General features: G+C 63.7%; 15 protein-coding genes and 3 pseudogenes. 8 read left to right on the forward strand and 10 right to left on the reverse strand.

Annotation, left to right across the window (positions count from 1 at the left end):
* Complete coding sequence (locus tag ACSQ76_RS19725; RefSeq protein WP_437158244.1) at positions 1–711, forward strand: response regulator transcription factor; 711 nt, start codon at positions 1–3, stop codon at positions 709–711.
* Positions 712–796: 85 nt separating this feature from the next.
* On the opposite strand, the gene ACSQ76_RS19730 is transcribed toward ACSQ76_RS19725, so the two are convergent.
* The 9 genes and pseudogenes from ACSQ76_RS19730 to ACSQ76_RS19770 form a co-directional block, all read right to left on the reverse strand.
* Entirely contained in the window at positions 797–3,247 is a 2,451-nt protein-coding gene (locus ACSQ76_RS19730; protein WP_437157900.1) for a GcvT family protein, read from the reverse strand.
* Positions 3,240–3,887 carry a hypothetical protein gene (locus tag ACSQ76_RS19735; protein WP_437157901.1) on the reverse strand — a complete coding sequence of 216 codons (648 nt, stop codon included), beginning with the start codon at positions 3,885–3,887 and terminating at the stop codon, positions 3,240–3,242. Before ACSQ76_RS19735 ends, ACSQ76_RS19730 begins: the two co-directional genes overlap by 8 nt.
* 39 nt (positions 3,888–3,926) lie before the next feature.
* The gene (locus tag ACSQ76_RS19740) at positions 3,927–4,826 is read right to left on the reverse strand and encodes a homocysteine S-methyltransferase family protein (protein WP_437157902.1); all 900 of its coding nucleotides are present in this window, start codon (positions 4,824–4,826) and stop codon (positions 3,927–3,929) included.
* A gap of 106 nt (positions 4,827–4,932) precedes the next feature.
* Entirely contained in the window at positions 4,933–5,562 is a 630-nt protein-coding gene (locus ACSQ76_RS19745; RefSeq protein WP_437157903.1) for a LysE family translocator, read from the reverse strand.
* 50 nt (positions 5,563–5,612) lie between these two features.
* Positions 5,613–8,057, reverse strand: coding sequence for a GcvT family protein (locus tag ACSQ76_RS19750; protein WP_437157904.1), 2,445 nt, complete (start codon positions 8,055–8,057; stop codon positions 5,613–5,615).
* Between the two features lie 39 nt (positions 8,058–8,096).
* Positions 8,097–8,464 (reverse strand): annotated as a pseudogene (locus ACSQ76_RS19755) (GFA family protein).
* Positions 8,457–8,858 carry a GFA family protein gene (locus tag ACSQ76_RS19760; protein ID WP_306129761.1) on the reverse strand — a complete coding sequence of 134 codons (402 nt, stop codon included), beginning with the start codon at positions 8,856–8,858 and terminating at the stop codon, positions 8,457–8,459. The pseudogene ACSQ76_RS19755 and the gene ACSQ76_RS19760 overlap by 8 nt, the downstream one beginning before the upstream one ends.
* Position 8,859: 1 nt before the next feature.
* Positions 8,860–9,479, reverse strand: a pseudogene (locus ACSQ76_RS19765) (LysE family translocator).
* A 10-nt stretch (positions 9,480–9,489) separates the two neighbouring features.
* Positions 9,490–10,038, reverse strand: coding sequence for a helix-turn-helix domain-containing protein (locus ACSQ76_RS19770; protein ID WP_437158245.1), 549 nt, complete (start codon positions 10,036–10,038; stop codon positions 9,490–9,492).
* A gap of 418 nt (positions 10,039–10,456) precedes the next feature.
* Between ACSQ76_RS19770 and ACSQ76_RS19775 the strand changes: the two are divergent.
* From ACSQ76_RS19775 to ACSQ76_RS19800, 6 genes and pseudogenes are all read left to right on the forward strand, one after another.
* A pseudogene (locus tag ACSQ76_RS19775) lies at positions 10,457–10,741 on the forward strand (integrase arm-type DNA-binding domain-containing protein); the annotation flags it as partial.
* Positions 10,656–11,135: a tyrosine-type recombinase/integrase gene (locus tag ACSQ76_RS19780; protein WP_437157905.1), complete on the forward strand. Its 480-nt coding sequence runs from the start codon at positions 10,656–10,658 to the stop codon at positions 11,133–11,135. The pseudogene ACSQ76_RS19775 and the gene ACSQ76_RS19780, both read left to right, overlap by 86 nt.
* A 28-nt stretch (positions 11,136–11,163) precedes the next feature.
* Positions 11,164–11,388, forward strand: coding sequence for a hypothetical protein (locus ACSQ76_RS19785; RefSeq protein ID WP_437157906.1), 225 nt, complete (start codon positions 11,164–11,166; stop codon positions 11,386–11,388).
* A 156-nt stretch (positions 11,389–11,544) separates the two neighbouring features.
* Positions 11,545–11,724, forward strand: a complete 180-nt coding sequence (locus ACSQ76_RS19790; protein ID WP_274593170.1) for a helix-turn-helix transcriptional regulator — start codon at positions 11,545–11,547, stop codon at positions 11,722–11,724.
* 194 nt (positions 11,725–11,918) lie between these two features.
* The gene (locus ACSQ76_RS19795; protein ID WP_437155812.1) at positions 11,919–12,941 is read left to right on the forward strand and encodes an IS110 family transposase; all 1,023 of its coding nucleotides are present in this window, start codon (positions 11,919–11,921) and stop codon (positions 12,939–12,941) included.
* Between the two features lie 398 nt (positions 12,942–13,339).
* Positions 13,340–14,764: an amidase gene (locus tag ACSQ76_RS19800; RefSeq protein WP_437157907.1), complete on the forward strand. Its 1,425-nt coding sequence runs from the start codon at positions 13,340–13,342 to the stop codon at positions 14,762–14,764.
* A gap of 346 nt (positions 14,765–15,110) precedes the next feature.
* Here the strand turns inward: ACSQ76_RS19800 and ACSQ76_RS19805 are convergent, their stop codons facing one another.
* The gene (locus ACSQ76_RS19805) at positions 15,111–15,986 is read right to left on the reverse strand and encodes a bile acid:sodium symporter family protein (RefSeq protein ID WP_437157908.1); all 876 of its coding nucleotides are present in this window, start codon (positions 15,984–15,986) and stop codon (positions 15,111–15,113) included.
* A 133-nt stretch (positions 15,987–16,119) separates the two neighbouring features.
* On the opposite strand from ACSQ76_RS19805, the gene ACSQ76_RS19810 reads away from it, so the two are divergent.
* On the forward strand, positions 16,120–16,659 hold the full coding sequence (locus tag ACSQ76_RS19810) for a carboxymuconolactone decarboxylase family protein (protein WP_437157909.1): 540 nt from the start codon (positions 16,120–16,122) through the stop codon (positions 16,657–16,659).
* Positions 16,660–16,696: the final 37 nt, after the last annotated feature.

Consider the following 16,696-nt stretch of genomic DNA (forward strand, 5'->3'; position numbering starts at 1 on the left):
ATCAAGGCGCCTCTTGTCACCGTCCTCGACGACGAACCGGCGATCCGCACCATGCTGGCGCAGGCGCTGGAAGAGGCCGGCTTTCGCACCCTCACCTTTGCCCGCGCGACCGAGTTCGAGGCCGCACTGCGCGTCAACTCTCCCGACGTCTGCCTCGTGGACCTGTCCCTGCCCGACCGTGACGGGCTGACGCTGGTGCATCGGCTGGCGCTGGAGCAGGGCGCGCGGGTCATCATCATCTCGGGCCGGGCCGAGGTGCAGGACCGCGTCACGGGGCTGGAACTGGGTGCCGACGACTATATCATCAAGCCCTTCGATCCGGCCGAGGTCGTGGCCCGCATCCGCGCCCGCCTGCGCCGCAATGCGCCCGCCTCGCAGACCGGCGAGACCGCCCGCTTCGGGCTCTGGACCGCGCATTTCGACCGCTACGTGCTCGAGGACGAGTCCGGGCAGGAGACCCCGTTTTCCCACGCCGAAGGCGAAGTGCTGCGCCTTTTCCTCGACCGCCCCAAGCGGCTGATCTCGCGCCAGGCGATGCAGGAGGCGCTCGGCGGCGCGGCCGGCGAAAGCTTCGACCGAGCCATGGACGTGCGCATCTCGCGCCTGCGCACCAAGCTGCGCGAAGACCCCAAGAACCCCCGTCTGATCAAGACGATCTACGGCGCCGGCTACATCTTCCTCGGAGATGTCAGCTGGGGTGGTAAACCGTGACGGTTTCAAGCTGCGCCTGATCCCGTCGCGTACGCCTTGAACAGCCAACCACTTATTCCCGGCGGGACCCCTCCCGCCAAAGGCGCTAAACCTTCACCCTCGCGGATTTCGGATCGTACATCGGACGCAAGGACGCCTCGGCTTTCACCCGCGTTCCCGCCACATCGATCTCGTAGGTCGAGGCCAGCACCTCTTCGGCGCTCTCCCCGGCGCACGGCACGTAACCCATACCGATCGCGCCGCCCAGGTGGTGACCATACGCCCCCGAACTGAGGTACCCCACGATCTCGCCGTCCCGCAGGACAGGCTCGTTGTGATAGACCATCGGCTCGGGATCGGTCAGCCGGAACTGCACCAGCCGCTTCGCCAGACCCGCCTGCTTCTTGCGCAGCACCGCATCGCGTCCGATGAAATCAGGCTTGTCCGTCTTGACGGCAAAGCCCAGCCCGGCCTCCAGGACGTGATCCTCGCAGGTGATGTCATGCCCGAAATGCCTGAATCCCTTCTCGATCCGGCACGAATCCATCATGTGCATACCGCACAGTTTCAGCCCGTGCTCCTGCCCGGCCTCGTAAAGCGTCTCGAACACGTGGCCTGCCATGTCGGCGCTCATATAAATCTCCCAGCCCAGCTCGCCCACGTAACTGACCCGGTGCACACGGGCGAGGCCCACGCCCAGCTCGATCTGTTGCGCCGTGCCGAACGGATTTGCCTCGTTGGAAAAATCATCCGGGCTGACCGCCTGCATCAGCTTGCGCGCACCCGGCCCCATCACGGCCAACACGCCCTCGCCTGCCGTCACATCGGTGATCACGACGCTGAACTCGCCCTTGTGCCGCGCCATCCACGTCTGGTCGGCCAGCCGCGTCGCGGCGGGCGTCACCACCAGGTACGCGGTCTCGCTCAGCCGCGTGACGGTCACGTCCGCCTCGATCCCGCCGCGGTCGTTCAGGAACTGCGTGTAAACGATTTTGCCATTCGGCACCGAATAGTCGCCGCCGCCGATATGGTTCAGAAACGCCTCCGCATCCGGCCCCTCGACCCGGATCTTGCCGAAACTCGACATGTCATACATGCCCACGCCCGTGCGGATCGCCTGATGCTCGGCGGCGGCGTTCTCGAACCAGTTCTGCCGCCCCCAGCTATATCGGTACTCTTGCTCCTGGCCGCCCTCGGCGAACCAGTTCGCGCGTTCCCAGCCAGCAATCTCGCCCATCACCGCGCCGTGTTCCAGAAGGTGGTGATGGAACGGCGACCGCCGCACCCCCCGCGCCGTGCGTTTCTGCAGATAGGGGAAATGATCGGCGTAAAGCAGCCCCAGCGTTTCCTTCGAACGCTGGTAAAGATAATGCCGGTTTCCCTGGAAGGGCTGCATCCGGGAAATATCCACATCGCCCAGATCGAACGGCTTCTCGCCACTGTCCATCCACTGGCTCAGCGCGTGACCCGCGCCCCCGGCACTCTGAATCCCGATCGAGTTGAACCCGGCGGCCACCCACACATTGTCCATCTCCGGGCAAAGCCCCAGGTGATAGGCGTCATCCGGCGTGAAACTCTCCGGCCCGTTGAAGAACGTGTGCACCCCCGCCTCCGCCAGCATCGGCATCCGGTGGCAGGCCGCTTCCAGGATCGGCTCGAAATGGTCGAAATCCTCGGGCAACTGGTCGAACTCGAAACTCTCGGGAATGCCCTGCATCCCCCACGGCTTGGCATTGGGCTCGAACGCGCCCAGCAGGATCTTGCCCGCGTCTTCCTTGTAATAGGCGCATTCGTCCGGCACGCGCAGCACCGGCAACTGCCCCAACCCGTCGATGCCTTCGGTCACGATATAGAAATGCTCGCAGGCATGCAGCGGCACGTTCACACCCGCCATGCGGCCCACCTCGTGGCCCCACATGCCCGCGCAGTTCACGATCATGTCGCAGGTGATATGCCCCGTCTCACTGCCGTCGTCGGCGGCCCAGTCCACGCCCGTCACCCGGCGGCCTTGCCGGGCGATGCCGGTGACCTTCACCCGCTCCTTGACCAGCGCCCCGTTCTGCCGCGCGCCCTTGGCCAGCGCCAGCGCGATATTGGCCGGGTCCGCCTGTCCGTCCTTGTCCAGATAGACCGCCCCGGTCACGTCGTCGGTGTTGAGATGCGGATAGCGTGTCTTGACCTCCGCCGCGCCGATCTCTTCCACGTCCACGCCAAAGGCCCGGGCCATCGCGGCCTGCCGGTAAATCTCCTCCCGCCGCTCGTCGGTCAGTGCCACGGTGATGGACCCGCAGCGCCGGAACCCGGTCGCGACCCCGGTCTCGGCCTCCAGGTTGCCGTAAAGCTCCTGGCTGTATTTCGCCAGCTTCGTCATGTTGGCACTGGCCCGCAGCTGCGCGATCAGCCCCGCGGCGTGCCATGTCGTGCCGCTGGTCAGCTGCTTGCGCTCCAGCAGCACCACGTCTTTCCAGCCCAGCTTGGCCAGGTGATAGGCCACCGAACAGCCCACCACACCGCCGCCGACAATCACCACGCGGGCGTGTCTCGGAAGGTTACTCATCCCTTGTCTCCTTGAACGAGGCGTAAAGATTTTGCCACTGGTTGGTCATCGGCCCCACCGTGCGCCACTCGACGCGCAGCGTGTCGCGCTCGAAGTGGCGGTCGACCCAGTCCTCGACCGCCCTTGGCCGCGACATCGAGAAATTGCTTGCCCCGATCTGGAAGAGCGGCAGGTCGGCGTCGATCTCGCAGGACCGCCCGAACTCGTCCTTCGCCTGCACCTGAAGCCTGTAGCGATCCGGCGGCACATGGCTCAGCGACAGTTTCAGCAGGTCGGTCGAGCCATAAGAGCCCTCCTGGATCGCCGCCGGCGCCTCCGGCACATCAGGCGTTCGGTCCCAGTCGAAATCGACCGTCACACCGTCCAGCGCGGCCCGGTCCCGGCTGGCCAGGTCGGCCTCCCTGATCGTCAGCCATTCCACGGTCAGCGCCGGTTCCAGCAGGTACGCCATGTCCGCGTCACCACTTTCGTCCGGTATCTCCTGCGGCCGCGCCGCGATCATGATGTTCAACTGAACCCCGTCGGTCTCCTGCTCCTGCTCGAAACTCTTCCACAGGATGAACTTCGCGTGGCTCACCTCGAAATCCACCTGCCCGAATTCCTTGCTGTCATAACGAAACCGCCCGCTTGCCGGGACCATGCCGGGGGAAGCGTGCCGTCCGTCATCCCGTCACCTCTTTCATACGATCTCGTGTCCCGCCGCCTGCAGGCAGCGCGCGATCTCGGCGATATGCGCCGGCCCGATCTCGCAGCAGCCGCCGACGATGGTGGCCCCTTGCGCGACCCAGCCCATGACATATTCCGCGTATTCCAGCGGCCCCATGTCCTTGCGCTGCTCCAGCGCGTCCACGGTGGGCGCATCGCCCAGGAACCCTTCGCTGATTTCGGTGAACCCGTTGGCGTAGGCGCCGAAGGGCACGCCGAACCCCTTGATAATGTCCAGCGCGGCCCCGATCGCCTCGGGGCGCGAACAGTTCACCAGCACCGCGTCCGGCGCGTGCCGGCCCACCGTCTCTGCCAGCGCCCCGACCGGCTCGCCCGAGCGCAGGCGGGTGCCGTCGTGGTCCTCCACGCTGACCGCCAGCCACACCGGCAGGCCCTGCCCTGTGGCCGCCCGCAACGCGCCCTCGGCCTGGTCCACCGACGACATCGTCTCCAGCAGGAACAGGTCCACGTGATCCTTCATCAGCGCCACCGGCTCGGCATAGATCTTCGCGGCCTCGGCGGCAGGCGGGCAGGTCTCGGGCTTGTAGGACTGCACCAGCGGTCCGATGGCGCCCGCAACCCGGCCCTTGCCGCCGCTCGCCGCCCGGGCCCGGCGCGCGGCCCGCACCGCCGTGTCGGTCAGTTGCCCGACCCGGTCCTCAATCCCGATCCGCTCCAGCCGGTCGCGCAAGACCGCATAGGTGTTGGTCGTGGCCACCGTCGCGCCGGCGGCGAAGTAATCCAGGTGCACTTCGCCCACCAGCTTGGGATGGTCGATCATCACCTGCGTCGACCACAGCGGCGTCGCCCGGTCGCCCGACCGTTTCACCAGCTCCTGCCCGATCGAGCCGTCCAAAAGCGTTACCCGTGCCATGCCGTTCCTTTCGCACCTTTGTTCGGCTGTCGACGCTGTCCCGGATGACCCCTCCCCGGCCCGCCGTGGCCGGTCAGGTAGACGCCGGACATGATCGCGGACAGGCTCATCGCGCCGCCTCCTTGTCCAGATCCTTCAGTCCCAGCAGCACCGCCGCCCCGACCATCAGCGCGCCACTCACCCGGTTGATCCACACCCCGGTCAGCGCCTTCACACGCCCCAGCGTCCGCGTTGCCGCCCAGCCCCACAAGAGCAGCACCAGACCGTCCACCACCAGGTAGGTCACGCCAAGCACCAGCAGTTGCGGCAGGATGGGCGCACCCGCGTCGATGAACTGCGGGAACAACGCTCCGAAGAACACAACCGCATAAGGATTGGCCGACGAGGTGACGAACCCCTGCCGGAAAAGCCGCCCCGACTCTGCCGCGCCCGGCGCTTCGCCCCCGGCTTTGCTCAGCATCAATCGCAGCCCGATCCAGACGAGGTACGCCACGCCCACCCATTTCACCACCCACAACGCGTCGGCATTGGCCGAGATCACCGCCGTCAGACCAAAGGCCGCCAGCGTCATCTGCACCGCGTTGGCGCTCAGGTCGCCCGCAACCGTCGCCAGCGACCGGCGCAGCCCGTGCCGCAGGCTGTTGGAAATGATCAGCAGCTGGCTCGTATCCGGCGGCGTCAGGAAGAACGCCGCCAGCACGCCCAAATAGATCAGGTAGGTCTCGATACTCATCATCCGCCCTTTCGCCTTCGCGTCCCGGGCTTGACCCCGGGGGGATCTCTAGCTCATGCCGTCAGTCGTGCGTTCTCGGGATCCCAAAGCGGCTGATCCGGCTGCACCACGGCGCGCCTCCGCTCGCCATAAATCTCCACTTCCAGCTCCGTACCCGCCGTCGCCACATCCGTTCGCAACATCGCCAGCGCAACGCTGGCTTTCACCCGGTACCCCCAGGCGCCGCTCGTGGTCTCCCCCACGATCTCGTCCCCGCTCCAGATCGTCGACATGTAGGGCGCGTCGGCCGCGCCCGCGTCGATGATCAGCGGGGCAAAGGCTTTCTTGCGACCCTCCTGCTTCTCGGCCATCAACGCCGCCTTGCCCGTGAAATCCTGTTCCTTGTCGAACTTCACGAACCGCTCCAGCCCGGCCTCGAGCATCGAGTAATCGGTGCTCAGATCACCCTTCCACGCCCGGTACCCTTTCTCGATCCGCAAGGAATTCAGCGCATACATCCCGAACGGCTTGGCGCCTGCCTCGAGGATGGCGTCGTAGATCGCCGGCATCTCGGCATTGTCGGCATGCACCTCCCACCCCAACTCGCCGGTAAAGCTCACCCGGATCAGGAACGCGGGCCGCCCCGCCACGGTGCAGTGCTGATGGCTCAGCCACCCGGCCTCCAGATCCGCATCGCTGATCCCCGCCAGCACCTCGCGGCTCTTCGGCCCCGCCACCAGCAGTGCCGATCGCTCGCGCGTCGTCTCCGTCACGGTCACACCCTGCGGCACGCTCCCGCGGATCAGTTCTCCGTCATGCCACTGTGCCGTCGCCGCGGTGATCAGCACGAAATCGTTCTCCGCCAGCCGGATGCAGGAAAACTCCGTCACGATCCGCCCCTGCGCGTTGGCGACATAGACAAGGTTCATCCGCCCCACATTGGGCAGCCCCCCGGTCACGAAGCCGCGCAGCCAGTCGTCGGCCTCCGCGCCATGAACCCGGAACCTAGAGAACCCCGGCAGGTCCAGCACGCCGCAGGCATCCCGCACCGCCTCGCATTCCTCGCGGATGCGCCGCTCCCACGGCCCTTTGCGGTTCCACGTATGCGTACTTTCCTCCGACGTGTCGTCACCCGGCTGCGCGAACCAGTTCGCCCGCTCCCAGCCGTTATACGCCCCCATCACGCCGCCCAGCTCCAGCACGCGGCCATGGTTCGGCGACAGCTTCTTGTCGCGCCCCGCGGGCCATTCGTGCCACGGGAAATGCATGGCATACTCGTTGCCGTAGACCTCCATCCCCTTGGCCACGCAGTAATCATGATCGGTGTAATCGGTGTACCGCCGCGGATCGACCGCCCACATGTCCCACTCGGGCGCGCCGTCCACGATCCACTCGGCCAGCACCTTGCCCGCACCGCCGCCCTGCGCGATCCCGAAGGTAAAGACACACGCCTCGAACGCGTTTTTCACCCCCGGCATCGGCCCCAGCAGGGGCAAACCGTCGGGCGCATAGGGGATCGGCCCGTTGATGATCCGGCTGATCCCCGCCGTACCCGCCACCGGCACGCGCTCCATCGAATCCGCCACGATATCCTCGATCCGCTCCAGATCATCCGACCACAGCTGAAAGCTGAAATCGTCAGGCATCGGATCCGACGGCTCCACCCAATGCGCCCGGCAATTGGGCTCGTAGGGGCCGATGTTGAACCCGTGCTTCTCCTGCCGGAAGTAATAGGACACATCCACGTCGCGCAAGAGCGGCAGCTTGCGACCCGTCTCCTTGCTATAGGCCTCGATCTCGGGGATCTCGTCGGTCAGCACGTATTGATGGCTCATCACCATCATCGGCACGGTCCGCCCGCCATAGGGCTTGAACCACTCGCCCACTTTCTGGGCATAGTACCCGGCCGCGTTCACCACGTAATCGCAGGCGATATCGCCCTTGTCGGTATGCACGATCCAGCCGTCACCGTCTGGCGTCACGCCCGTCGCCGGGCAGAACCGCGCAATGGTCGCACCCATGTCCCGCGCGCCCTTGGCCAGCGCCTGCGTCACCTGCGCGGGGTCGATATCGCCATCGTTGGGATCGTACAGCGCCCCCACGATGTCATGCGTCTCGATGAACGGATACCGTGCCTTGATCTCGTCGGGGGTCAGGATTTCCAGATCCATCCCCTGATGCTTGCCCATGCCCTTGGCACGTTCGAACTCCTGCATCCGTTCCCTGGAATGCGCCAACCGGATCGAGCCGGTCTGGTGATAGTTCATCGGGTAGTCCACCTCGTTCCCCAGCCGGGCATAAAGCTCGGTGGAATACCGCTGCATGTTCATGATGCCCCAGCTGGTCGAGAAGGTCGGCACGTTGCCCGCCGCATGCCACGTGCTCCCGGCGGTCAACTCGTTCTTCTCCAGCAGAACGCAGTCGCTCCACCCTTTCCTGGCCAGGTGATACAGCACCGAACACCCGACGACCCCGCCGCCAATGACGACCACTTTCGCATTCTTGGGCAGATCAGCCATGTCCGTTTCTCCCTGTTCGGATGCCGCCCCGCGGCCCGTTCATTCCTGCGGAACCCCGTCCGCGATCTCGTAGTAATCGCCCTTGTCCGCGGTGAAGATATGCTTCTCCAGCCGCAGCCCCGTCGGCCCGTCCAGCGCGCCCAGGGCAAAGCTCATCGTGTCCTCGTCATGCGCTTTCCAGAACAGGAACGCCCCACAGGTCGCGCAGAACCCGCGCTTGGCCTGCGGCGTCGCCTCGTACCAAGTCACCTCGCCCGTGATGTGCAGGTCCGTCTCCGGCACATAGGCCGAGGACCAGACGTGCCCCGATTGCTTGCGGCACTGGCCGCAATGACAGGCCGACACCCCTGCGGCGCGCCCGTCACGCTGAACCGGATGTTCCCGCACAAACAGCTTCCCTCAAGCATTCTCACCTCCACTGAAACGCGCGAACTGCGGCAGCCCGTCGCCGATCTCGTAATAGTCACCCTTGTCTTCCATGAAGACATGGCACGCCATCTTCAGCCCATGCCCCGGCTCCAGCGCCCCCGCCGCCACCACCGTGCGCGGCGCATCCTCCGGCTTCCAGAACAGGCTCGACCCGCACAGCCGGCAGAACCCACGCTGCGCCGTGTCGCTCGCGCGGAACCACGCCAGCCCCTCGTCCCGCTCCAGTACGAGGCAGTCGTCGGCAACCGACGTCGCCGCCCAGTAAAACCCCGACTGCTTGCGGCACTGTCCGCAATGGCACCCCAGGATGTCCCGTGCCTTGCCCTCCAGCCGGAACGCCACGGCACCACACAGGCACGCGCCTTTGATCATCTCACGCCCTCCCCGGCGTCGAGGCCGCGCCCAAGAGCACGCCGTAGACCACGAAACACGCCGCCAGCCCGCGCCGCAGCCACACGTTGAACACCGCCCCCAGCGCCGCCCGGCCCAGCCCCGCGCCCAGCGCGGTGTATCCGATGTAGCTCAGCGCCGTCAGGCTCAGCGCGGTGGGAAAGATCACCCACATCTGGCTCCAGATCGGCACGTCCGGCTGAACGAACTGACTGAAGGCGGCCAGGTATCCCGCCACGCTCTTGGGGTTGATCGTGGCGATGGCAAAGGCCCGCCAGTAGATGCCGCGCCCGTCCGGCGCGGCCACGACGACGCGGCGTAGCGCCATGATCCAGCCGCGCACACCAAGATAGATCAGGAACCCCGCGCCAATGAATTTCGCCACCTGAAACGCCGCGGGCGAGGCCGCGATCAGCGCCGTCACCCCCGCCGCCGACAACGTCAGGAACAGCGCCGCCTGCGTCAGGATCGCCGCCACCCCCACAGGCTGCGCCGGAAGCCCAGCGTCATGCCGTTGGTGATGCAGTTCACCGCGTTCGGCCCCGGCGTGGTCACGAACACCACCCAGAACAGCGCGAAGACGGTCCATCCTTCCAGGCTCATCCCCGCCCCCTCAATAAACCGGCGGCGCGATCACCCAGATCGCGACGCACGGCGCGTCATAAGGGTTGGCCCAGGCATAGGTCTCATGCCGGATACGGAAACTGTCTCCCGGCCCGACGGTAAACTCCTGCCCGCCAATGCTCAGGTCCAGCCGCCCGGACACCACGTAGCCCACCTCCTGCGTCGGTCGCGTGGCAGGGCGCTGCATCTTCGATCCGGGCCGGAAGGTCGAGTGGATCACCTCGAAATCGTCGCTCAGGTCCGGCGACAACAACTCCTCGATCAGCCCTTCCTCGCCCGACCCCATCCGCCGCCGCGAGCCCTCGCGCACGATGATGCCCTGCTCTTCCGCCGGGGCGCTGGCATGGGCGAACAGAAACGACATCGGCACGTCGAACGCGCCCGCAATCGCCCGCAGGTCGGAAATCGACGGTTCGGACAGGTCCCGCTCCACCTGGCTCAGCCAGCCCACCGACCGGCCCAACGCCTGAGCCAGGTCGTTCAGCGTCAGCCCCCGCGCCTTGCGCAAGGCCCGCAGATCGGCCCCGAGGCTGCGCATGGCGGAAATCTGGCTCTGTTCCAAAGGGCACTCTTCCCGTGAAATTCTTCGATCAATTTTCACGCTGCGCGAGCCGCGTGAAAAAATCAATCAAAATTTCACTGCACCCGAAATACTCCCGCCGGAAGGGTATACTTGTTGTGTCATACGTTCTCACTGCATGTCATCGGAATAAATCTTCCTTTAATCGTAATAATTTAAGGTTTCAGAACGTCCCGGAATGACCCGGGAAGTGCTACGCCAGAACGTATATAAAACGGAGGATATTTTCATGGCAAAATCTAATGCATTCACAGTCGCACAACTGAAATCTCTCCCCACAGGCAAGCATTGCGATGGGCTAGGCCTATGGCTTTATAAACGCCCTGACGGCGGTGCCCAATGGATCTTTCGCTTTCAGCTCTAGGGACGCCAACGCGAGATGGGTCTTGGATCATATAGAAGCGTCAGTCTCGCCGAAGCAAGAAAGCAAGCCGAACTGGCACGTCAGCAGGTACTACGGGAGGTAGACCCGATCAAGCAGCGCCAATTGAACCGCCAACAAGCGAATTCAACTGATGGCCGCCTCGAGCACCTTGCATTGGACGCATACGAGAAACACAAGAGAAGCCTCAAACATGGTGGGGTCCGATGGCAAATGGTTCAGCCCTCTTCGGCTCCACGTCCTGCCGAAGCTCGGCAAGATGCCGATTGTGAAGATTGATCAGGAAGACATCGCGCGTGCGCTGGAACCCATCTGGCATGAGAAGCCGGTTACCGCCAAAAAGTGCGTTTCCAGGTTGAGAACGGTATTCAACTACGCAAGCGCAAAACGCTTCCGCGTGAGCACAGCAGTTATTGACGATGCTGTGGTGATCCTCGGCTATAACAAGAAACGCTCGACGCCACACCAAGCGCTCCACTGGAAAGACGTACCTGCGTTCTACGCGACCCTCTCGGATGACGACCCCACGCAACTGGCATTGCGGATGCTGATCTTGACGGGCGTGCGGTCGGATTCGATCAACCACATGCGATTGGGTCAGCTTATGAGTTCCGTCTGGATTATTCCCCCGCTCCACGTCAAAGGTCGCGCAGACAGCGACTTCGCTTTTTGACGTACCCTTGAGTGAAGAACATTTGCACGTGATCGAACTCGCAAAGAAAAACTCACAAAACGGATACTTGTTTCCCAACTCGACAGGCGGCCCCCTGAACAAAATGGGCATGCGCAATTTCCTGGTGGACAACAACATCCCGGCACGCCTACAAGGGTTTCGCTCTTCTTTGCGCACATGGCTTATGGATGAAATTCACTGTGAGGAAGAGATTGCCGAAGCTTGCATCGGTCACGTCAGAACGGACGATTAAGCTCGATGCATACAAACGTTCAACTTACCTGCCCAAGCGCACACCCTTGATGAAAGGGTGGGCAAACTTTGTTACCGGCAATTCCTGAACAAACGTAAACTTGGCTTAAATCATTCGCTGCTAAGGTGATTGCATCCAAAGAAATAGAGGACATGCATGACCGATAAAATATTAAGGCAGAAAGATATTCAGGAACTCACAGGGCTCAGCCGCTCGACAATCTACAGGCACATCAACGCTGGCACATTTCCAGCACCCGTAAAATTGACGGAGCGTCTCATCGGATGGCGCCACAGCACGATTTCTGAATGGATCGCGGATCGCCAAGAGGTTTGACTTCGTAGGTCCCACACCCGCCCGGCATTATTTCGTGCCAGGCGGCTCTCGGCCCATTGCGGCCGTTGGTCAGCCAGTCTGGTGCCGCGGCGCAGCTTCACCGAAGCTGATGGGGTGGATGGCTCCTGCTCCAACCGGCGTCGCTATGCGCCATATTGCAGGTGTCAAAATCTGCTTATGAGAGGAGCCACCCCATGCAAGTTACCACAATCGGCGTTGATCTGGCGAAGAACGTCTTTCAAGTCCACGGTATTACAGAAAGCGAAGAAGTGGTGCTCAACCGCCCGCTGCGACGAGCGCAATTTCTATCGTTCTTTGAAAAACTGGATCCCTGCCTGGTTGGCATGGAATCGTGCAGCAGCGCCCATCACTGGGCACGCGAACTCACTGTCTTGGGTCACGAGGTTCGGCTGATCCCTCCGATGTATGTGAAGCCGTATGTCAAGCGTGGGAAGTCCGACGCGATCGATGCCGAGGCCATCTGCGAAGCAGTGACCCGACCGACCATGCGGTTTGTCGCGATCAAAACGGTTGAGCAACAATCCTTGCTATCACTGCATCGGGCTCGCGACCTTTTGGTTCGTCAAAGGACGCAGTTGATCAACGGCTTGCGCGGACTGGTTGCCGAGTTTGGCATCTACATCCCAAGGGGGCTGGCTCGGGTGATTGGCTTCGCCGAAGACATTACGCTGGGGGAAGTTCTCGATCTGCCCGACATTGCCAATGAAGTGATCCTCAATTTGTCCGAACAGCTCATGGCTTTGCATAAGCGGGTCCGCTGGTATGAAGAGCGCCTCAAGCAAGTGGCCAAAGAAGATGCGCGTGTGCGACTGTTGCGCACGGTACCTGGTGTCGGGGCCGTGACGGCCTCTGCGATCATCGCCAGCATCGGAGATGGCCATCAGTTCAAAAACGGTCGAGAGTTCGCCGCCTGGCTGGGCCTGACGCCTGCGAACAAATCCAGCGGTGGCAAAGAAAAGCTGGGGCGGATCACCAAGATGGGCGATCAGTATCTCCGACAACTTCTGGTCGTCGGGATGACCTCACTGGTCAGACAAACACGATCGCATCCAGAGCGGGCCAGCAAATGGCTGAGGTCGTTGCTCGAACGCAAACCCGCCCGTGTCGCGACAGTCGCCATGGCAAACAAGACCGCCAGGATCGTTTGGGCTGTTCTGACCCGCGATGAGCCCTACAACCCTCGTGTCGCAACCTGAGACGAAAGGAACAAAGAGTTAGCAAGACCTGCGAGATGATGGTGCATAAGTCAGCCGCCAAAACCAGGACACCCCGCCGAATGGCCCGGGCTTCATAGCCCGCTAAGCTGTAAGGGACCTGGTTTGCGGAACCCATCAGGGCCAGCGGTCGAAACCGCGCAAACAGGCCGGACACATGACTGCTTCTGACAAACGCACAAATCAGACCAAAAAGGACTTGCTATGCAGGAGCCATCCACACAAGCCATTCGCTGCACGTGCATCTTCCCCGCTTCAGATTGACGCTCATATTACGGCCGAACCCCGCAGTGCGATGCCTTGCTTGCCGTTGCGCGAGACGTCGGGACCCCAGGAACAACTCGTGCGTTGCTCCGGTGATGGCAATCACGAGGACCGGAATGACAAACGACATCGGAAGCCTGAACGCCACGCAACTCGCGCAGGCCTTTCGGGAAGATCGCGCCACTCCGAGCGACGCCGTTCGGGCCGCTCTGGATCTGATCACGCGCTACAACCCGGCGGTGAATGCCTATGTCCACGTCGATTATACCGGCGCCGAGGAGGCCGCCCATGCCTCGGACCAACGCTGGGCGGACGGCGCTCCGCTGAGCGCAATCGACGGGCTGCCGGTCTCGATGAAGGATCTCACCGAGGTCGCCGGCATGCCCGCCCGGGACGGCTCGGTCCTGACGGGTGACGGGCCCTGCGACACCGACGCCCCGCCGGCACGCATGCTGCGCGAGGCCGGAGCGGTGATCCTAGGCAAGACCAACACGCCGGAATTCGGCTGGAAAGGCGTGACCGACAACCGGGTCTTCGGCGCGACCCGAAACCCGTGGGACACCAAACTGACGCCCGGAGGATCGTCCGGCGGAGCCGCCGCCGCGGCAGCGCTCAACATGGGTGTCCTGCACCAGGGCGGGGACAGCGGCGGGTCGATCCGCATCCCGGCCTCCTTCACCGGCACGTTCGGGTTCAAGCCGACCTTCGGTTGGGCGGCGCAATGGCCGCCGTCCCGGGCACCGACCCTGTCCCAGATCGGCCCCATCACGCGGACTGTCGAGGACGCGGTCCTGATGCTGAACGTGATCGGCCGATACGACCAGGTTGACCCCTATGCGCACCGTGGCCAGCCGACCGACTGGGGCGAAGACTTGGGCCGGGGCCTCGATGGGCTGCGGATCGCCTGGTCGCTCGACCTCGGCTATGCGTCGGTCGATCCCGCGGTGGCGGCGCGCGTTCGCGAGGCCGCCGAGCGCATGGCCGCGCTCGGTGCGGACATGGTCGAGATCGATCCCGGATTCGAGAGCCCGATCGAGATCTTTCAAATGATCTGGTTCACCGCCTCGCTCGATCTCTACCGCCAATGCGATGAGGAAGAGCGTGACATGCTCGACCCTGGCCTCGTGGACAACGCCCTTCGGGCGGAGGCTTGGGACGCGGTCGACTATTTTCGCGCGCAGACCAGAGGTGCCGAGTTCACCCGCCATCTCGAGCGGTTCAACCAGGACTATCACCTGTTGATGACGCCGACCGTAACGATCCCGCCCTTTGAGGCCGGCCACGATGTTCCTCCCGGCAGCGCCATGACCGACTGGACCGAGTGGTCGCCTTTCACATATCCGTTCAACCTCAGCCAGCAGCCGGCGGCCTCGGTGCCCTGCGGGTTCACGCAAGCAGGCCTCCCGGTGGGTTTCCAGCTGGCCGGCGGCAAGCACGACGACACCCGCGTGCTGCGCGCCGCGCATGCCTACATGGACGCCCACCCGCCGATCCTTCCGGATGCCGCTGACAGCCGCGACGGACCGAAAAGAGCGAGCTGAAGCCGGCGCTGATCAGGTCAGGGTGACGGATAAGAGACCTCACATTCTGGTTGTTCGGCAAATAGATGAATGACGGCCCATTCCTGCCGCTCGTGGACCGTCTTTACGCCGCGGCGCAGCCTTGGCATTGCTGCCATTGGTGCGTCGCGCAGCATTATTACGTGTTCGATGGCGGGACCGCGGACTTTCATGAAGTTCGCTGCAGTCGCTCGACCCGCACTGCAAACGCGAAGCCGTTCGGAAGCAAGGGCGGGCAATAGACCTTCTCTGCGACCTGATCCAATTACCGCTGCTTTTCTCGGAAGTCGACTCTTGACCGGATAGCCACTTGTTCGATGTTCCGCCCTCAAACGCGCTGCCATGCGCGCGAGAGCAGGATGACCACCGGAAAGGTCATTGCATAGGTCAGCGCGCCATAGACCACCGAAGGCGTCGCGAAGAGTGGAAAACCCGCCGCATCGCCCCACAGCATCGCCCCGGCGGCAAGCCCCAGCCCGCTGTTCTGCACGCCTGTCTCGACGGCGATGGTTGTCCGTTGCGACCCGGACAGACCGCAGACCTGCCCAACGGCAAGACCGAGGCCCAGAAGGAGGAAGCTCAGAAGCGCAAGCTGCCACCCGATCAGGATCAGGCCGGATTGCAACGTGTCGGCGACTTCCATGAAGGACCAGCCGATGATCGCGATGAACACGGCGAAACAGATGTGGAAGACGGCAGGCTCGTGTCGCCCGACGACGCGGGGCGCAAGGTGGCGGATCGCCATGCCCAGAAGCACGGGAATCGTGGCGACCGCCACAACGCGCAGCGTGAGATCCCCGAATTCGACCCGGAGCGCCTCTATGCCAAGGAAATGGCCCGCCGCCAGCAGGGACAGCGCCGGCAAGGTCGCCGCCGAAAGGAGGTTGCTGACCGCCGTCAGAGAAACGGACAGGGCCACATCACCGCCGGCAATCCGCGTCAGCAGGTTGCTCATCGCGGCGCCGGGGCAGAGCGTGAGGAGCACGATGCCGAGGGCAAGCTCCGCATCCTGTTGCTGGGCCGAGACGAACAGGAAACCCACTACAGGAACCAGAAACACCTGGCTCGCCACCCCGAGAAAGAGAGCCTTCGGCCGTCTCAGGGAGGACCGGAAGTCGGCGCCCGTCAGACCGAGGCCAAGCGCGAACATCATCACGAAGACCGCGACGGGAACAGCTACATCGATGATCGTGTCGGTCGTCACGGCTTTGGCCCTCAATGAGTGCATATCACAGCCGGCGTGGCAGATCGAGCCAAACGCTTGGCAGAGCATGCCAATACGATGGCGAGGTCCATCCTTATATTGGGGACATCGAGCCAAATGGAGTAACCCCAGCATGTCCCGCATCCAGCTTCCCGCCTCGATCGACGCCGCACCAGCCGCCTCTCGACCCTTCCTCGAGGGGGGCAGGAAGATGCTCGGCAGTGTCCCGAACCTGTTTCGCATCACCGTGACCAGCCCCGCCGCGCTCGAGGGCTATCTCGGGCTGAGCGGTGCGCTCGCGAAGGGCGTGCTGACACCGCAGACCCGTGAGCGCGTCGCGCTGGCGGTCACAGAGATCAACGGGTGCGACTACTGCTTGTCGACGCACGCCTACCTTGCAAGGACCCTCGCGAGGCTCGACGAGGCCGAGATCGCCGCGAACCGCGCCGGCGGCTCCTCCGACGCGAAGGCCGATGCGGCCCTACGCTTCGCGGCCAAACTTGTGCGCGAACGCGGACAGGTCTCCGACGCCGACGTCTCGGCGGTGAAGATGGCGGGCTACAGCGACGCCGATATCGTCGCACATGTCGCGCTTAATACCCTCACTAATTACCTCAATGATGCGTTCGACACGCCCATCGACTTCCCGGTCGTCAGCGCCACGGCGGCGTGACACCGCGGACGCCCCGGTCGCGCTTCCCCCGCTCCCC

The sequence above is a fragment of the Roseovarius sp. B08 genome (genome assembly GCF_051417955.1).
In the GTDB taxonomy this organism is placed as follows: Bacteria; Pseudomonadota; Alphaproteobacteria; order Rhodobacterales; family Rhodobacteraceae; genus Roseovarius.

Coding starts and splice junctions, on each gene's coding strand:
- ACSQ76_RS19730 (WP_437157900.1), bottom strand. CDS start 3,247: ATGAGTAACCTTCCGAGACACGCCCGCGTGGTGATTGTCGGCGGCGGT.
- ACSQ76_RS19735 (WP_437157901.1), bottom strand. CDS start 3,887: ATGGTCCCGGCAAGCGGGCGGTTTCGTTATGACAGCAAGGAATTCGGG.
- ACSQ76_RS19740 (WP_437157902.1), bottom strand. CDS start 4,826: ATGGCACGGGTAACGCTTTTGGACGGCTCGATCGGGCAGGAGCTGGTG.
- ACSQ76_RS19745 (WP_437157903.1), bottom strand. CDS start 5,562: ATGATGAGTATCGAGACCTACCTGATCTATTTGGGCGTGCTGGCGGCG.
- ACSQ76_RS19750 (WP_437157904.1), bottom strand. CDS start 8,057: ATGGCTGATCTGCCCAAGAATGCGAAAGTGGTCGTCATTGGCGGCGGG.
- ACSQ76_RS19760 (WP_306129761.1), bottom strand. CDS start 8,858: ATGATCAAAGGCGCGTGCCTGTGTGGTGCCGTGGCGTTCCGGCTGGAG.
- ACSQ76_RS19770 (WP_437158245.1), bottom strand. CDS start 10,038: ATGCGCAGCCTCGGGGCCGATCTGCGGGCCTTGCGCAAGGCGCGGGGG.
- ACSQ76_RS19780 (WP_437157905.1), top strand. CDS start 10,656: ATGGTGGGGTCCGATGGCAAATGGTTCAGCCCTCTTCGGCTCCACGTC.
- ACSQ76_RS19790 (WP_274593170.1), top strand. CDS start 11,545: ATGACCGATAAAATATTAAGGCAGAAAGATATTCAGGAACTCACAGGG.
- ACSQ76_RS19795 (WP_437155812.1), top strand. CDS start 11,919: ATGCAAGTTACCACAATCGGCGTTGATCTGGCGAAGAACGTCTTTCAA.
- ACSQ76_RS19800 (WP_437157907.1), top strand. CDS start 13,340: ATGACAAACGACATCGGAAGCCTGAACGCCACGCAACTCGCGCAGGCC.
- ACSQ76_RS19810 (WP_437157909.1), top strand. CDS start 16,120: ATGTCCCGCATCCAGCTTCCCGCCTCGATCGACGCCGCACCAGCCGCC.